Origin of the sequence: Kordiimonas lipolytica, from assembly GCF_042651265.1 — a bacterium.
GTDB classification, from domain to species: domain Bacteria; phylum Pseudomonadota; class Alphaproteobacteria; order Sphingomonadales; family Kordiimonadaceae; genus Kordiimonas; species Kordiimonas lipolytica.
In genome coordinates, this window is record NZ_JBHSCR010000003.1 from 414,365 (window position 1) to 428,089 (window position 13,725).

The 13,725-nt window shown below is 56.1% G+C and carries 17 protein-coding genes; 8 read left to right on the plus strand and 9 right to left on the minus strand.

The annotated features are described in order from the left end of the window. Window positions 1-71 precede the first annotated feature (71 nt). The gene (locus ACFO5Q_RS06040) at window positions 72-1,364 is read left to right on the plus strand and encodes an NAD(P)/FAD-dependent oxidoreductase (protein WP_068152938.1); all 1,293 of its coding nucleotides are present in this window, start codon (window positions 72-74) and stop codon (window positions 1,362-1,364) included. Between the two features lie 3 nt (window positions 1,365-1,367). On the opposite strand, the gene ACFO5Q_RS06045 is transcribed toward ACFO5Q_RS06040, so the two are convergent. The 6 genes from ACFO5Q_RS06045 to ACFO5Q_RS06070 all read right to left on the minus strand — a co-directional run bounded on the left by ACFO5Q_RS06045 (window position 1,368) and on the right by ACFO5Q_RS06070 (window position 6,052). Next, window positions 1,368-1,826, minus strand: a complete 459-nt coding sequence (locus tag ACFO5Q_RS06045) for a Dps family protein (RefSeq protein ID WP_068153488.1) — start codon at window positions 1,824-1,826, stop codon at window positions 1,368-1,370. Between the two features lie 92 nt (window positions 1,827-1,918). Next, window positions 1,919-2,578, minus strand: a complete 660-nt coding sequence (locus ACFO5Q_RS06050) for an SdpI family protein (RefSeq protein ID WP_068152942.1) — start codon at window positions 2,576-2,578, stop codon at window positions 1,919-1,921. Beyond that, window positions 2,562-2,855: an autorepressor SdpR family transcription factor gene (locus ACFO5Q_RS06055; RefSeq protein ID WP_068152945.1), complete on the minus strand. Its 294-nt coding sequence runs from the start codon at window positions 2,853-2,855 to the stop codon at window positions 2,562-2,564. Before ACFO5Q_RS06055 ends, ACFO5Q_RS06050 begins: the two co-directional genes overlap by 17 nt. A 72-nt stretch (window positions 2,856-2,927) precedes the next feature. Further along, a complete protein-coding gene (locus ACFO5Q_RS06060) occupies window positions 2,928-3,779 on the minus strand; it encodes an EamA family transporter (RefSeq protein ID WP_068152948.1) in 852 nt (283 codons plus the stop codon). A gap of 12 nt (window positions 3,780-3,791) precedes the next feature. Further along, window positions 3,792-4,994 carry a pyridoxal phosphate-dependent aminotransferase gene (locus ACFO5Q_RS06065; protein WP_068152950.1) on the minus strand — a complete coding sequence of 401 codons (1,203 nt, stop codon included), beginning with the start codon at window positions 4,992-4,994 and terminating at the stop codon, window positions 3,792-3,794. Window positions 4,995-5,341: 347 nt separating this feature from the next. Then, window positions 5,342-6,052 carry a TorF family putative porin gene (locus ACFO5Q_RS06070; RefSeq protein WP_082720128.1) on the minus strand — a complete coding sequence of 237 codons (711 nt, stop codon included), beginning with the start codon at window positions 6,050-6,052 and terminating at the stop codon, window positions 5,342-5,344. Between the two features lie 258 nt (window positions 6,053-6,310). Here ACFO5Q_RS06070 and uvrB point away from each other — a divergent pair, with 258 nt between their 5' ends. From uvrB to ACFO5Q_RS06090, 4 genes are all read left to right on the plus strand, one after another. Then, window positions 6,311-8,470 (plus strand): excinuclease ABC subunit UvrB, encoded by a 2,160-nt coding sequence (gene uvrB / locus ACFO5Q_RS06075; RefSeq protein WP_156432089.1) that lies wholly within the window; start codon window positions 6,311-6,313, stop codon window positions 8,468-8,470. Window positions 8,471-8,479: 9 nt separating this feature from the next. Next, the gene (locus ACFO5Q_RS06080) at window positions 8,480-9,355 is read left to right on the plus strand and encodes a hypothetical protein (protein ID WP_068152956.1); all 876 of its coding nucleotides are present in this window, start codon (window positions 8,480-8,482) and stop codon (window positions 9,353-9,355) included. A gap of 4 nt (window positions 9,356-9,359) precedes the next feature. Then, a complete protein-coding gene (locus ACFO5Q_RS06085; RefSeq protein ID WP_068152959.1) occupies window positions 9,360-9,722 on the plus strand; it encodes an MmcQ/YjbR family DNA-binding protein in 363 nt (120 codons plus the stop codon). 80 nt (window positions 9,723-9,802) lie between these two features. Then, complete coding sequence (locus ACFO5Q_RS06090) at window positions 9,803-10,117, plus strand: cupin domain-containing protein (RefSeq protein WP_068152962.1); 315 nt, start codon at window positions 9,803-9,805, stop codon at window positions 10,115-10,117. Here ACFO5Q_RS06090 and ACFO5Q_RS06095 read toward each other — a convergent pair. The 3 genes from ACFO5Q_RS06095 to ACFO5Q_RS06105 form a co-directional block, all read right to left on the minus strand. Beyond that, the gene (locus ACFO5Q_RS06095) at window positions 10,114-11,091 is read right to left on the minus strand and encodes a hypothetical protein (protein ID WP_068152963.1); all 978 of its coding nucleotides are present in this window, start codon (window positions 11,089-11,091) and stop codon (window positions 10,114-10,116) included. The genes ACFO5Q_RS06090 and ACFO5Q_RS06095 overlap by 4 nt on opposite strands. 83 nt (window positions 11,092-11,174) lie before the next feature. Then, window positions 11,175-11,669, minus strand: coding sequence for a GNAT family N-acetyltransferase (locus ACFO5Q_RS06100; protein ID WP_068152967.1), 495 nt, complete (start codon window positions 11,667-11,669; stop codon window positions 11,175-11,177). Between the two features lie 98 nt (window positions 11,670-11,767). Beyond that, window positions 11,768-12,004 (minus strand): hypothetical protein, encoded by a 237-nt coding sequence (locus ACFO5Q_RS06105; RefSeq protein ID WP_068152969.1) that lies wholly within the window; start codon window positions 12,002-12,004, stop codon window positions 11,768-11,770. A gap of 209 nt (window positions 12,005-12,213) precedes the next feature. Here ACFO5Q_RS06105 and ACFO5Q_RS06110 point away from each other — a divergent pair, with 209 nt between their 5' ends. The 3 genes from ACFO5Q_RS06110 to ACFO5Q_RS06120 are packed head-to-tail and all read left to right on the plus strand — an operon-like array spanning window position 12,214 to window position 13,701. Continuing rightward, window positions 12,214-12,636, plus strand: coding sequence for an MAPEG family protein (locus tag ACFO5Q_RS06110; RefSeq protein ID WP_068152972.1), 423 nt, complete (start codon window positions 12,214-12,216; stop codon window positions 12,634-12,636). Then, window positions 12,636-13,178: a pyridoxamine 5'-phosphate oxidase family protein gene (locus ACFO5Q_RS06115; protein WP_068152974.1), complete on the plus strand. Its 543-nt coding sequence runs from the start codon at window positions 12,636-12,638 to the stop codon at window positions 13,176-13,178. Before ACFO5Q_RS06110 ends, ACFO5Q_RS06115 begins: the two co-directional genes overlap by 1 nt. Window positions 13,179-13,182: 4 nt before the next feature. Beyond that, window positions 13,183-13,701, plus strand: a complete 519-nt coding sequence (locus tag ACFO5Q_RS06120) for a hypothetical protein (RefSeq protein WP_156432078.1) — start codon at window positions 13,183-13,185, stop codon at window positions 13,699-13,701. Window positions 13,702-13,725 lie beyond the last annotated feature (24 nt).

The window sequence follows — 13,725 nt, forward strand, 5'->3', positions numbered from 1 at the left end:
AGTGAACAAGCATGAACGAAACTCTTGGGACTGGCAATTTGACGCAGTATGGTGGGCGAAAGGGAGAATTTATGCAGGCAGGCTATCCAACGAGCTGGTACGCGCACTCTGTGGGCGATCACGACGGCTATCCGGCGCTTTCAGGCAGCAAGCGCGCGGATGTATGTATCATCGGTGGCGGGTTCACCGGCCTCTCCGCCGCATGCACGCTCGTGGAGGCGGGCAAGAGCGTGATTCTGCTTGAGGCCCACCAGGTGGGCTGGGGCGCGTCCGGGCGCAACGGCGGACAGATGATCCGGGGCTTCGTTGGGCAGGAAAAGCTGGCGAAACGCTGGGGAGTTGAAGGCACCAAGGCGGTGGACGAGATGATGTGGGCAGGGCACGACCTGATCCGTCGCCGCATTGATGATTATAGTATCGCTTGCGATTTGACGCCCGGCTGGCTTGAGGTGGCGTCAACGCCCCGGCAGTTGGCAGCACTTTATCACCACTATAATGAGATGGAGACTAAATTCCCCGACCGCGGCTGGCATTTCATGGGCGTGGAAGAGCTGCGGGCCACCATGGGCGGCGACCATTTCCTGGGTGGGTTGTTGAGCCTGTCGGATGGGCACTTGCATCCACTGAAACTATGCCTTGGTTTGGCGCGTGGCGCCGCATCCAAAGGCGCGGAAATATACGAGCACAGCCCGGTCATAGGCATTGAACCTGGCGCCCAAGTGCGTGTCACTACTGCAGACGGCGACGTGGTGGCGGATCATCTATTGCTCGCGGCCAATGTGCACCACCAACTGCCGGTCAGGGAACTGACGGGCACATCAAGTGCGGCCGCCAGCTATATGATGGCCACCGAACCGCTTGATGCTGCACTACTTGCGGAGCTCAATCCCAAGGGCTATGCCATCTGCGACACCAAGAAGGTTTGTGATTATTTTCGTACGTCATCGGACGGGCGCGTACTGTTTGGCGGGCGGGTGAATTATTCGGGCCGCAAGCCAAAGTCGGTTCAGGCCAAGTTGTTGCCGCGCCTTCTTAAAATCTGGCCGCAGCTCGAAGGCGTGAAGATCACCCATGAATGGGGCGGTCGGTTGGGTGTGCCTTATGGGCAGGTGCCGCTGATCGGCCGTGTGGGCGACAACATTTGGTACGGCGCGGGCTATACGGGGCACGGCGTGAATATGGGCAACCTGGCGGGGGATATGTTGGGGCAGGCCATCGCGGGCTTGAATACCGCGCACTTTGACCTGTTCGCAAAAATGCCCAAGCGGCGGGTGCCGTTCGGGCATTTGTCCTGTGCGCGCTGGCTGGGCCAGCAGGCGGTCTCTCTCGCCGTATTTTACTACTGGCTGAAAGACAGGCTCTAGGCGTTAGCCCAACATGGCGCGGAGCATCCAGCCTGCTTTCTCATGCACTGTCAGGCGGTCGGTCAACTGGCCTGCAGTTACCTCGTCACCCATGTCTGCAGCTTCGCTGATCAGTGGGCGAATGCGGTTTGCTACTGTCTGGTTGGCGTCAACAAGGGCGCGCACCATGTCTTCGGCGCTGGCGTTTTCGTCACCTTCGCCAATGCTGCCCAGTTCCATGTAAGCGGACATGCGGCCTGGTGCTTTTTCGCCCAGTGTCCGGATGCGCTCGGCGATATCGTCAATCGCGGCAGCCAGTTCCAGATACTGTTCTTCGGTCAGCGTATGCACTGGCTGGAACAGGGGGCCGGTCACGTTCCAGTGGACGTTCTGTGTCAGCACATAAAGCTGCACCGTTTCAGCCAAAACAGGCTTCAGGGCTACGGCCATTTTCTGTTGGTCAGTCTGTGCAAAGCTAGTCATAAAATCCTCCGTTGCTTTGATGAGGCTTTTATAACAATGCTGCTTTAAGCAGTAAAATTGATTAAAACTGACGCTGTAATCGATTTTGCCGATCAATCATTCTTCCGCGCAGTTTCCTGCCGCCACAGTCGCCAACTATAGAAGATAATATATAAGGTTATCGGCAATATCACGCCTAGCACAAGCCCAACCAGATAGGGTGCTTCGATGAGGAAACTTCCCATGACGACCAACGCGCCTGCCAGGATAAACAGCTTGCCCCCAAGGCGGTGGGTTTTCTTCCACACAGTGTCGCTTGAAAGCGTCCAAGGCGTGCGAATGCCGATGAAGAAATTAGACTGTAGCTTGCCCATATAATTGCCGATGATGGCTAGCAGGATGCCGACAGCTGCAATGATGGTTTTCGGGCCCAAGGGTTCATAACCAAACGTCCCGGTTATAATGGCGGTCTGCGCAACGGCCAGCACACCCACTGTTCCAAAAACCACGGCATGTACCGCTTTTTGCGATTTGCCGATGTTTTCCTTTCGCGGCTCAAGAATAGGGAGGGCTGCGAAGATCAATAGCATCAAAAGTTGAAAGCCGGGTATCAGGAACAGGCCAAAAATGGGGCTGGCCCAATCGTCCACTTCGCCGTGCGCGTTCCAGTGAACGGGGATCAGCGCATCGGGCGCTACCATGAAAAACGCCACAATTCCGGAGGCTAGCGTTAAAGCAAACAAGGCCCATGCAAATCTAAACTTCGCCATCATTGTTCCTAGCTCCCTTTTCTTCTTTGCCGAAAATGCCAGCCATTAGCGCCAGCATGTCTTCAACCACACTTGTGTTCAGGCTGTATGTTATTGTTGTGCCATTGCGTTCCGCGGTTACCAGGTCCGCAGCCTTGAGTACGTTAAAGTGTCCGGAAAGCGTTGATTTCCCCACGTCTAACTGGTCCGAAATTTCACCCGCTGTCATGTCCCGGGCTTTCAGCATTGCCAAAATCTGTCTCCTGACGGGCGACGACAATGCATGAAATACATCTGCCATTTTTGGTTCCTATTTCAGTATTTCGCTAAATAACGAAATACTGATGAAAAGACGAAAAGTCAAGCGCTGGGGTCAATAAAACTTCAGAAGGATGGCACCGGCTGCGATCAGCGGCACCGCCAGAAGCCGGCGGCGGCTGACGGTTTCCTTCAACCAGAAGACGCCAATGGCAAGAGCAAAGAGAATGCTGGTTTCGCGGATGGCGGCAACTTCGCCCAGCGATCCGATGCTGTAAGCATAGAGTGCGATGCCATATCCGCTGTGCGCAATGCCAGCGGCCAGCATGCCTGGGCGCCAGACAGCCACAGCGTCCCTGAAGATTTTCGTGCCGCGCCTGTAGAGGCCGTAAGATATGAAAATCGGCGAAAAGCCGATGCCGGACCACAGGATATAAGTGAGTTCTGTGGGTGCGCGCCTGACGGCCAGGCCGTCAATCACTGTGTAGGCTGCTATCATGGCGCCGGTCAAAAGCGCGAACAGGATGCCGTTTTCCCGTGCGGAGCCGCCTGCTGCGCCCTTTGTGGAAGTGCTCAGGAAAATGCCAACAGCCAGAACCAGCACCGCCGCGACTTCCGCGAGCGACATTTCCCCGGTCAGGAAAAAATAGCTGAAGAGCGCCACAAGGGTGGGGCCCAGCCCACGCGCGATCGGGTAGATGAAGGTTAGTGCCCCCATCTCCAGCGCTTTGGTGAGCGCGAGTTGGTAGACAAAGTGGATGGCAAAGGATGCCGCGAGCCATGGCCACAGGTCAGCAGGCGGGAAAGGTGCAAGCCAAAGGAAGGGCAGGTACAGAATGCCCCCGAAGCCCGAGAGGCACATCATGGCGGCGAACTTATCGTCCGTGCGCTTCAGGATCGCGTTCCAAACCGCATGCATGCATGCCGAAACAAGGATCAGAATGGTGGCCAGCGTATTGTCGGGCACAGGAGCGCCTGTTTACTTTAGCTTGCTGCAGGCGTCCTGGATACGGCTGCAGGCCTCAATTAGGGCTTCGTTTGATGTGGCGTAAGACACACGGAAATGCGGGCTGAGGCCGAAGGCTGCGCCGTGCACTGCCGCGATGCCGTAGTCTTCCAGAATATAGGTGACGAAGTCTTCGTCTGTTTCCAAAAGCTTGCCGGACGGTGTGGTCTTGCCCATGCATCCCGCCACACTTGGATAAACATAAAAAGCGCCTTCGGGCGTTGGGCAGCTGATGCCGTCTGCCGCGTTCAGCATCTTGACCACAAGATCACGCCGCTCCTGGAACTTGGCAGCGCGGATCGGCAGCAGGCTTTGGTCGCCCGTTAGCGCCGCTACTGTCGCCGCCTGGCTGATCGAGCAGGGGTTCGAGGTGCTTTGGCTCTGGACCTTGGCCATGGCCTTGATCAGCGCCGGATCCCCACCCGCAAAGCCGATGCGCCAGCCGGTCATGGCATAGGCCTTGGCAACGCCGTTCATGGTTAGCGTGCGGTGGGCAATGGTCGGTACAGCCTGCGCGATGGTCCTGAAGGCGAAGTCGTCATAGATGATATGCTCATAGATGTCGTCCGCGAATACCCAGACATGCTCGTGCCGGTCCAGAACGCCGCCCAGCGCCCTGAGTTCAGCTTCCGTATAGGCCGCGCCCGACGGGTTCGATGGCGAGTTGAAGATCAGCCATTTGGTCTTTGGCGTGATCGCGGCCTCCAGCATCTCCGGCGTCATTTTGAAATTGGTGTCGATTGATGCGTGCACGAACACAGGTGTGCCGCCCGCCAGTTGCACGATATCGGGGTAGCTGACCCAGTAGGGTGTCGGGATCACCACCTCGTCGCCCGGGTTCAGGGTCGCCATCATGGCGTTATAGACCGTATGCTTGCCGCCTGCGTTCACTGTGATCTGGTCGGGGGTGAAATGCAGGTCATTCTCGCGCCGGAATTTCTCGATCACCGCGGCCTTGCATTCAGGTGTGCCGTCCACGGCGGTATATTTGGTCTGGCCTTCCCAGATGGCCTTGATCGCCGCTTCCTTGATATGATCCGGCGTGTCGAAATCCGGCTCGCCCGCGCCAAGGCCAATCACATCCCTGCCTGCGGCCTTCAGTTCGCGCGCTTTTGTGGATACGGCAATGGTGGGGGATGGGTTGATGCGGGAAAGTGTGTCGGACAAAAAGGCCATGGGTTTTCTCTGTTTAGCTGGTGCCTGATAGCAGCCGGAAAGGTTCCCGAATACCTTAGGTTGAAGCCACTGTACCCGCAACGGTTTGTTGCTGATCAGGCGACAGGTTGCCAGCTTTAGAGAATGGGGAGGAAGGCGGATGGCGCGCCGGCGTCTGGCAATTTCATGGCCGGGGCTGACGCGCCATCGTCCTCAGAGAAGGCAAGCCATAGCGACATGGTCTGGCCCATTTGACCCGGACAAGGACTTGGGAGAGAGGGAAGGGTCCGGGTCGAAGGTGGAAGACGGCCGGGTGGTTTGGTAGGGCCCAGCCGCCCTCCGAGGGACAAGGTAAGATCCTTGTTTCCTTAGAAGCTTGCGCTCAGCATGGCGACAACGCCTGCGCTGCCGATGCCGGATACGTTGGTGTCAACGTATGAAACAGACAGTGAATACTGTTCGAAGGCATAGGATACACCCAGGTTCCAGTCCCACTTATCATTGCCGAAGGCGCCGTCTTCATAGGCTACGTGGCCGGCAAGCGAGAATGGCGTTTCACCCAGCGGCATGCTGCCATCAAGATAAAGGTAGATGTTGTCTGTGCCGCCAACATTGTCCTGGTCCCAGACATAGGCTGCGCCCGCCGTCCAGCTGACTGTTTCCTGAATGGTGCCGCCGATGGAGCCGTAAAGCTCTACATAGTATGTGTCGCTGGAACCTGGGTAAGTATAGGCAAGGACACCAATGTCGGTGGAAAGGTCACCAATTTGCGATGCGTAACCGGCGTAGATGTCGAGCTCAAGCTCAGACCCGGCATAGCTTTCGATCGAGCTGCCCCAGGTGCCAACGTAGAAGCCGCTTTCGTGGCTTACGTCAAAGCCGCCCTGAAACGCCATGTCCTTGTCGGAAAGCGACAGGCCGCGGAAGCGGTAGTCGGTTACGAGCGCGGCGTTTGCGGAAAGCGAAAAGGCTGATGCGCTATCCTGTGCGGAAGCTGCAGGGGCCATGGCCGCGCCTGCAAGCAGTGAGGCTCCAAGAAGAAGGGCTTTTTTGGAAGGCTTTAAAGTTTTGGTGGGCATGGTTTCCTCCATAAAAAAATCTGTGTTTTGTTCCTATCCACCCCCCTAAACAGCAAAGCCTGTGCCAAATTGAAATAATCTTATAAAACCGCCGGAATCTGGGATATTTTCTGTTTCATTTGCAATCGAATGCTTTGCATAATGATTAAAATATACTCAATGGTTAAAAATTAGACATTCGGTCGTCACGAAATTGTGCAGCTGCGGGCTTGAAAACAAACCGTGAACAAGGCAGTCTGCCTGGACCTGAGTCTTTTGATGCGGAGCCCATGCATGATTCCTGACGGCGCCAATGTGCCTTTCGTTCCCCACCGGCCCGACCGCCCGGAGAAATCCGAGGCAGGGATCGCGTTTGAACTGGTGAGCGAATTCACGCCTTCCGGCGACCAGCCGACGGCCATCAAGGAATTGGTGGCGGGTATTGGTGACAAGGAGCGTGACCAGGTGCTTCTGGGGGTGACTGGCTCGGGCAAGACATACACCATGGCCAAAATCATTGAGGAAACGCAGCGTCCGGCGCTGATCCTTGCGCCCAACAAGACGCTGGCGGCCCAGCTGTATGGCGAGTTCAAGAGCTTCTTCCCCAATAACGCAGTGGAATATTTCGTTTCCTACTATGATTATTATCAGCCGGAAGCTTACGTTCCGCGCACCGACACGTTCGTCGAGAAGGAAGCCACCATTAACGAGCAGATCGACCGCATGCGCCATTCGGCCACGCGGGCGATCCTGGAGCGCGACGATGTGATCATCGTGGCCTCGGTCAGCTGCATCTACGGCATCGGCAGCGTGGAGACATACACAGCCATGACTTTCGCGCTGAAGGCTGGCACGGAAGTGGACCAGCGGGAGCTGCTGCGCCGCCTGGTGGCCATGCAGTACACGCGGAACGACACTGCCTTTCAGCGCGGCACCTTCCGCGTGCGCGGCGACGTGATCGATATTTTCCCCAGCCACTATGAAGACCGGGCCTGGCGCCTGATGATGTTCGGTGACGAGATTGAGGAGATCGTGGAGTTCGACCCACTGACGGGCGAGAAAGTCCGCGCGCTCGATATGGTCAAGATATACGCCAACAGCCACTATGTGACGCCGCGCCCGACGCTGGACCAGGCGATCAAGCACATCAAGGCGGAGCTGACGGAAAGGCTGAAGTGGTATGAAGACCGGGGCCGGATTCTGGAAAGCCAGCGGCTGGAGCAGCGAACGCGCTTCGACCTTGAGATGATGGAGGCCACGGGCGCCTGCGCGGGCATTGAAAACTACAGCCGGTACCTGACGGGCCGCCGTCCAGGTGATCCGCCACCGACCCTGTTTGAATATATCCCCGAAAACGCGCTTCTGTTCGTGGACGAAAGTCACGTGAGCGTCAGCCAGATTGGCGGCATGAGCCGGGGCGACGCCAAGCGCAAGGCCACGCTGGCGGATTATGGCTTCCGCCTGCCTTCCTGCATGGACAACCGCCCGCTGAAGTTCGAGGAATGGGACGCCATGCGCCCGCAGACGGTTTATGTGTCCGCAACGCCAGGCGACTGGGAGATGGAGCGCACGGGCGGCGTGTTCACCGAACAGGTCATTCGCCCCACGGGCCTCATTGACCCCGAAATCGACATCCGCCCGGTGGAAACGCAAGTTGACGATCTGATGCATGAGGCCCGCAGGCAGGCCGAAAAGGGCATGCGCGTGCTGGTGACCACGCTCACGAAGCGCATGGCCGAGGACCTGACGGAATATCTGCACGAGAACGGCGTGAAGGTACGCTACATGCACTCGGACATCGACACATTGGAGCGGATTGAGATTATCCGCGACCTCCGGCTTGGGGCATTTGACGTGCTGGTGGGCATTAACCTGCTGCGTGAGGGGCTAGATATCCCGGAATGTGGGCTGGTGGCCATCCTGGACGCGGACAAGGAAGGTTTCCTGCGGTCTGAGCGGTCCTTGGTGCAGACCATCGGGCGGGCGGCCCGGAACGTGGAAGGCCGCGTGATCCTGTATGCTGACAAGATTACCCGGTCGATGAAGGCCGCGATTGATGAGACCGACCGCCGTCGCGCCAAACAGCTGGCCTATAACGAGGCGCACGGCATCACGCCGCAGACAGTGAAGAAAAACATCGGCGACCTGATGGCGGATGTTTCAGCCGGTGATTATGTCACCGTGGATATCGGCGACGATGCTGGCCATCTGGTGGGCTCCAACCTTAAGAAGCATCTGGAGGACCTCACGGCGAAGATGCGCACAGCGGCCGAAAACCTGGAGTTTGAGGAGGCCGCCAGGTTGCGCGATGAAATTCGCAAGCTGGAGGCGGGCGAGCTCGGGATATCCGATCCGCGCGTCAAGCCCAAGGGCCGCGCCACTGGTGGCCGCCCCGGCACCCGCACCAAGAAGGCCAAAAGCCACAAGAAGATATATTAGGGGGCGATCATGTATTTGAGGGTAGGTGACCTCCAAGACGTGTTGCTTGAAATGGAGTTGGGGGACTCCGATTTTCAATTTGCTTGCGGCTTGAAGCGTTCGGATTACCCAAGGCATCTTTATGCTTACTTAAAGGCCGTTCCGTACTTCATAGATTGTTTGGGGTTCGTTTGCTATGAGCACCACCTATGGGGGCAGGTATATACTGAAGTGAAAAAGGAACCTATCCCGCCTAATATAGCTGCGGGCCTTAGTGTTCGTGCCAACATTGCAACAGATCTAACAGCTGCCGCGGAATTGGTGGCAATGGGTTTCGATGTGCAGGCTCGAAACTTGATTAGAGCCGCTCGAGAGAAGACAGATGTCGCATGGGCGGTTGCAGCGTTTCCTAAATTTGCAGCTGAATTTGTGAATTGTGATTCCGTTGAAGAATCAAAGGAACTGTATTTTCTTCGGATGGCAAAAGGAAAGTTGAGGAAGTTAGCAGTTCTGGCATTCAATGAATTGACGGGATCGGATGACAATCTTTTGGAACAATATTGGAATGATTTCCGAAAAGACACAGATGACATTTTATCTATCGCTGAACATCCAAACCATACGGTAGGGGTAATCTCGCTTTACCCAAATTTGGGACGGTCTAAAAGTTATGGAATTGGATTGCGTGGACAACCATCTACTATCTCAATTGCTACACTAAACATGATTGTGACGATTGTCTGGGAGCTAGGGCGGATCACATCCGTGTTGCAGCCGATTAGAAAAGAATTGAAGATCAGCAAAGTCTTGGATGACAAATCTATGAGAGCTTTTGGCCCAGAGTATGTCAAGCTTCTGCGCTTTGTTGATCGGAGTTTCTCACTTTTAAATGAGAAAAACGGGTGATTGAATGAACCGCGATGAATTCGACGCTTACTGCAAGTCTCTAACAGCCACCTCAAGCGTGGTGCAGTGGGGCAACTCAAGTGTCTGGAAGGTGGGCGGGAAAATCTTCGCCATCTGCTCGCATTGGGGCCCGGTGGACCGTGATTGCATCAGCTTCAAATGCGCTGACCACAGCTATCAGGTGCTGTGCGAATTGCCGGGCGTGGTGCCGGCGCCCTATCTGGCGCGCGCCAAATGGGTGCAGGTGCAAACGGACGAGACGCTCAGTGACGATGATGTAAAATCCTATATCGCTGACGCCCACGCCATCATCGCCGCCAAGCTGACCAAAAAGCAGCAACGGGACCTCGGCCTATCGACCGCCTGATTGGCAGGTTTGGTAAACAAACTGGCAGGCATGCCTGCCGCCGGGGTGATATAGTCGCCGTAAAGTATGGAGGCGACAGCATGACATTTATCAAAGCAAAAGATTTCACTGCCGACCGCGCCTGGGGTGCCATGGATGTGGCAACTGTGGAGGGCGCAAGTGTACGCCTGCACTGGACCGACCAGCCTTACAAGTGGCATGTCAATGAAGGCGAAGAGGTCTTCGTGGTGCTGGACGGCGTGGTGGATATGCACACCAAAGACGCTGCAGGCGAGGTGACGGTCACCCGGATGGAGGTGGGCGAAATCTATCACGCGGGCGTGGGCGACGCCCACGTTGCGCACCCCTTGGGCGAGGCGCGCATTCTGGTGGTTGAAAAGCCAGACAGTGTCTAGGGGGTGGTGCTTGTCGTGGCTTCGGCGAGCGTTTCTTTAAGCGCCATGATGCGCGGGTTTGCCCAGCCTTTCATATGGGCAAGACGCTGATCAGCTTCCGACAGGCGCATAAGGTACCCCAGCAGATAATCATAGGACACGGCAATGGTGAAGGGGTAAGCCCCGCGCGAGGGCGAACTCACTTCAACACGGAGTGCCGTGCCAGCCTTCACGGCGGCTGTGATGTCTTCAAATGCCAGTTGGATGATATATTCCTCAAAAAAGGAAGCATAATAGGGCGAATTATTGCTGTATCGATCAACCGGGGTGAGCCTGCGGCCCGCACCATTGCGGAGCGCTGCCCAGCGGTAATTTTTCCACCATCCGTTCCGATTTGCCATAGCTTCGGCGGTCATGCCTTTTTCGTACAGCATGTCCTGGTCTACAACGTCAGAGAAACTAACGGTCATATAAATCTGCGGGCTCAGGCCACCTGTAAGGGGGTTGAAGTAGGTGCGGATGAAATAGCCCACATGGCCGCCATTGCTGCTGAGTGCGAAAATCGCTTCCGATGTGCTGATTTTTGCGTCGGCGCCGCGAATGCGCAGGTTGCTGTAGCCCGGGTCGCGGTAGATGCCGGAATTTTTATAAACGGTTTCAATGAGGGCCAGCTGTTTTGTCGCTGCCTTGCGGGCTTTCCTGAGCCGCTTGGCCTCAGCCTTCGCACGCTTTTTCTCGGCCTTGATACGGGCCTTTTCGGCCTTTCTCTCAGCCTTTAAGCGCCTTTTCTCAGCCTTGATGCGAGCCTTTTCTGCCTTTTTCTTGGCCTTAAGCACCTTCTTCAGGTGTTTTCTTTCATCGCGGCTGAGTGTTTTTGTATCGACAGCCTTCAGTTCTGCGACTGTCATGTCTTCATAAGATTTTGAGGGCGCGTCCGCCAGCGCCGAGCCCGACAAAAGGCTAAAGACAAGTATGAGTACAAGCAGTTGTTTCATGGTCATCCCCCATCCTGGATTTGGGAGATGATAACAGGAACAAAACAAGAACACAAGGAAATTGCATCTCTGCAATTTTTGATTTAGTCAATGCCATTGATGCTGCTGCGGCGCTCAAGCTGCATATTGTCTTTCCACACACCATGCAGCTGGCCGATACGTTCCCGTACGCCGAAAACACGGAATCCGCAGGCTTCGTGGATCGCTCTTGAGGCTTCATTTTCAGGGAAAATGCCAGCCTGCAATGTCCAAAAGCCCAGTTCTTCGGAACGTGTGATCAACGCATTCAGCAACAATTTTCCCACGCCTTTGCCCCGCGCGTCTTCTCCCACATAAACGCTGACCTCCGCGACGCCACCATAGACGCAGCGGTCGGATACCGGCCACATGACGGCCCAGCCCAGAACATGGTCGTCTTCGGTGGCAACCAGCGTGCTGTTTTTGATGCTTTTGCCTTCAAAATCGGCCTGCGCCTTCGGCTTGGTCTCGAAGGTGGCGAGACCTGTCTTGATGCCTTCGCGGTAGATGCGGTCCACATCGGGCCAGTCAGTGGGGCTATAGTCGCGGGTTGTGATCATCCTCGGGCGCTCCTTGCAGCTGAAAACCTACAGCTGAAATTGTTCCTTGGGCAAGTCGCAACTTGCCATAAATCGATGATCTGGCCTCATGAATGAAGTCAGGGTGCGCGGCTGTCCGTTCGCTGCAGGGCGCGGCGGATGAAGCCCGGAAGGCGTGGTGTGATAAGGCGGATCTTGCTGTTGGCGACCGGATAGCGCCCGCGCGTGCGCCTGATCCAGCGGCGCATGCCAGGGTGGAAGGCGGCCAATGAGAAGCCAAGAGCAATCAGCACAATGCCAGTGGGAAGCGGCAAGGGCAGAGTCAGGAAACCGAGCACCAGCAGGATAATAGCCAAGGGTAATGCTACCCACTTGAGCAGACGTAGTCTGATGCGCGCTTTGTTTCTTTCAGATGAATTCATTATTGGCACCGGCCCTATACACAGATTGGCACTGTTCATGCCGATGAATTATCTCATATTTATGACCACGGGCCGCGGCGTGGTATTTTTCCGCAAATTGTGGCCTATTGGATGCAGACCAACAAAGATCGAGGGAGAGAATTATGGACAATGCACTTTTGGGGCCTGTGCTTGCGCAGGTGGCGCTTACATTCGTGGCTTGGCTTATCCTGTATTGGCGGCGTCTGCCTGCCATGGCGGCAGCGAAGCCAACCAAGGAACAGATGCAGGACAAGGCGAATTTGGCAAAACTGCCGCCGAAGGCCCGTTATGCTGCGGAAAACTACAATCACCTGTTTGAAATGCCGGTGCTTTTTTATGTGCTGTGCCTAGGCGCGATGATCACCGGTCTTGGCGATGGGCTGACGGCGAAACTGGCTTGGGCTTATGTGGCTCTGCGCCTTGTTCACACCCTCATTCATTCCAGTTACAACAATGTGATGCACCGTTTCACGGCTTTCACGCTTAGCGGCCTTGTGCTTCTTGTCATGTTCGGTCAGATTGCGCTCAAATACTGGAGCATCTGATGGCGGACTTTTTCGATCATATCACTGACAAGCACAAAGCGTTTGTGGAGGCACAGCCGATGTTTTTCACGGCGTCGGCCTGCGCTGAGGGGCGGATCAACCTGAGCCCCAAGGGCATGGATTGTTTTCGTGTGCTCTCGCCAAAGCTTTGTGGCTATCTGGATATGACCGGAAGCGGCAATGAGACAGCCGCCCACATCAAAAACGATGGCCGCATTACGCTGATGTTTAACAGCTTCACGCGTAATGCGCTCATCTACCGCATATACGGCCGGGGCAGGGTGGTAAGGCCGCACCATGACGGGTTCGGCGCCCTGAAGGCAAACTTCCCAGACCAGCCTGGCGCCCGCCAGATCATTCTGGTGGATGTGGAAAGCACACAGACAAGCTGTGGCTATGCCGTGCCTGAAATGGAGCTGGTGGCCGAACGTCAGACTTTGGTTAAATCCGCTGAAAGAAAGGGCGAAGACGGTATCCGCGCCTATCAGCAAGAGAAAAATCTGGTGTCGATCGACGGGTTCGACACCGGGTTGAATGATTGATGCCATGACGCAGGTATTTGAGGACCATAACCGTTTGATCCCGGTCCGGACCGGGCTGTCGGCGTCTGATGCCCAGCTTTTGAAGTCGGTGCTGAATGCCAACGGCGTTGACGTGTTTCTCACCAACGAGAATATGAGCGCGATGAATATCGGCCTGCGCACGGACGTGATGGTGCGGGCAATCGACAAGGTGCGGGTGGACGCTGTCCTCAACAAAGTGGCCACCATGCCGCGTTGCCAGCTGCCGACGCGGATGGATGAAGACGGCGAGGAACTCGCCTGTCGTCACTGCGGTTCGGAGCGGGTGCACCCCTTTGAAGGCGCGGTGCCCACCATCATCCCGGGGATCAAGCTGAAGGCCAGCAGGGGTGAGCGCTGGTATCACTGCCTGCAGTGCGACAGCTATTTCAAGAACAGCTTGTCGCGTACTGCCAGCTTCCCGCTCGCCCTGATGTGGGGCGGGGTGCTGGCCGGAATTACTCTCTTGATCATCTGGCTGATCGAATTCCTGCGCTGGCTTTAAGGCCCAAGAGATTCTCTGCAGTTA

Excerpts from the sequence above, each read along its gene's own strand:
- ACFO5Q_RS06040 (WP_068152938.1), top strand. The coding sequence starts at position 72 with ATGCAGGCAGGCTATCCAACGAGCTGGTACGCGCACTCTGTGGGCGAT.
- ACFO5Q_RS06045 (WP_068153488.1), bottom strand. The coding sequence starts at position 1,826 with ATGACTAGCTTTGCACAGACTGACCAACAGAAAATGGCCGTAGCCCTG.
- ACFO5Q_RS06050 (WP_068152942.1), bottom strand. The coding sequence starts at position 2,578 with ATGATGGCGAAGTTTAGATTTGCATGGGCCTTGTTTGCTTTAACGCTA.
- ACFO5Q_RS06055 (WP_068152945.1), bottom strand. The coding sequence starts at position 2,855 with ATGGCAGATGTATTTCATGCATTGTCGTCGCCCGTCAGGAGACAGATT.
- ACFO5Q_RS06065 (WP_068152950.1), bottom strand. The coding sequence starts at position 4,994 with ATGGCCTTTTTGTCCGACACACTTTCCCGCATCAACCCATCCCCCACC.
- ACFO5Q_RS06070 (WP_082720128.1), bottom strand. The coding sequence starts at position 6,052 with ATGCCCACCAAAACTTTAAAGCCTTCCAAAAAAGCCCTTCTTCTTGGA.
- uvrB (WP_156432089.1), top strand. The coding sequence starts at position 6,311 with ATGCGGAGCCCATGCATGATTCCTGACGGCGCCAATGTGCCTTTCGTT.
- ACFO5Q_RS06080 (WP_068152956.1), top strand. The coding sequence starts at position 8,480 with ATGTATTTGAGGGTAGGTGACCTCCAAGACGTGTTGCTTGAAATGGAG.
- ACFO5Q_RS06085 (WP_068152959.1), top strand. The coding sequence starts at position 9,360 with ATGAACCGCGATGAATTCGACGCTTACTGCAAGTCTCTAACAGCCACC.
- ACFO5Q_RS06090 (WP_068152962.1), top strand. The coding sequence starts at position 9,803 with ATGACATTTATCAAAGCAAAAGATTTCACTGCCGACCGCGCCTGGGGT.
- ACFO5Q_RS06095 (WP_068152963.1), bottom strand. The coding sequence starts at position 11,091 with ATGAAACAACTGCTTGTACTCATACTTGTCTTTAGCCTTTTGTCGGGC.
- ACFO5Q_RS06100 (WP_068152967.1), bottom strand. The coding sequence starts at position 11,669 with ATGATCACAACCCGCGACTATAGCCCCACTGACTGGCCCGATGTGGAC.
- ACFO5Q_RS06110 (WP_068152972.1), top strand. The coding sequence starts at position 12,214 with ATGGACAATGCACTTTTGGGGCCTGTGCTTGCGCAGGTGGCGCTTACA.
- ACFO5Q_RS06115 (WP_068152974.1), top strand. The coding sequence starts at position 12,636 with ATGGCGGACTTTTTCGATCATATCACTGACAAGCACAAAGCGTTTGTG.
- ACFO5Q_RS06120 (WP_156432078.1), top strand. The coding sequence starts at position 13,183 with ATGACGCAGGTATTTGAGGACCATAACCGTTTGATCCCGGTCCGGACC.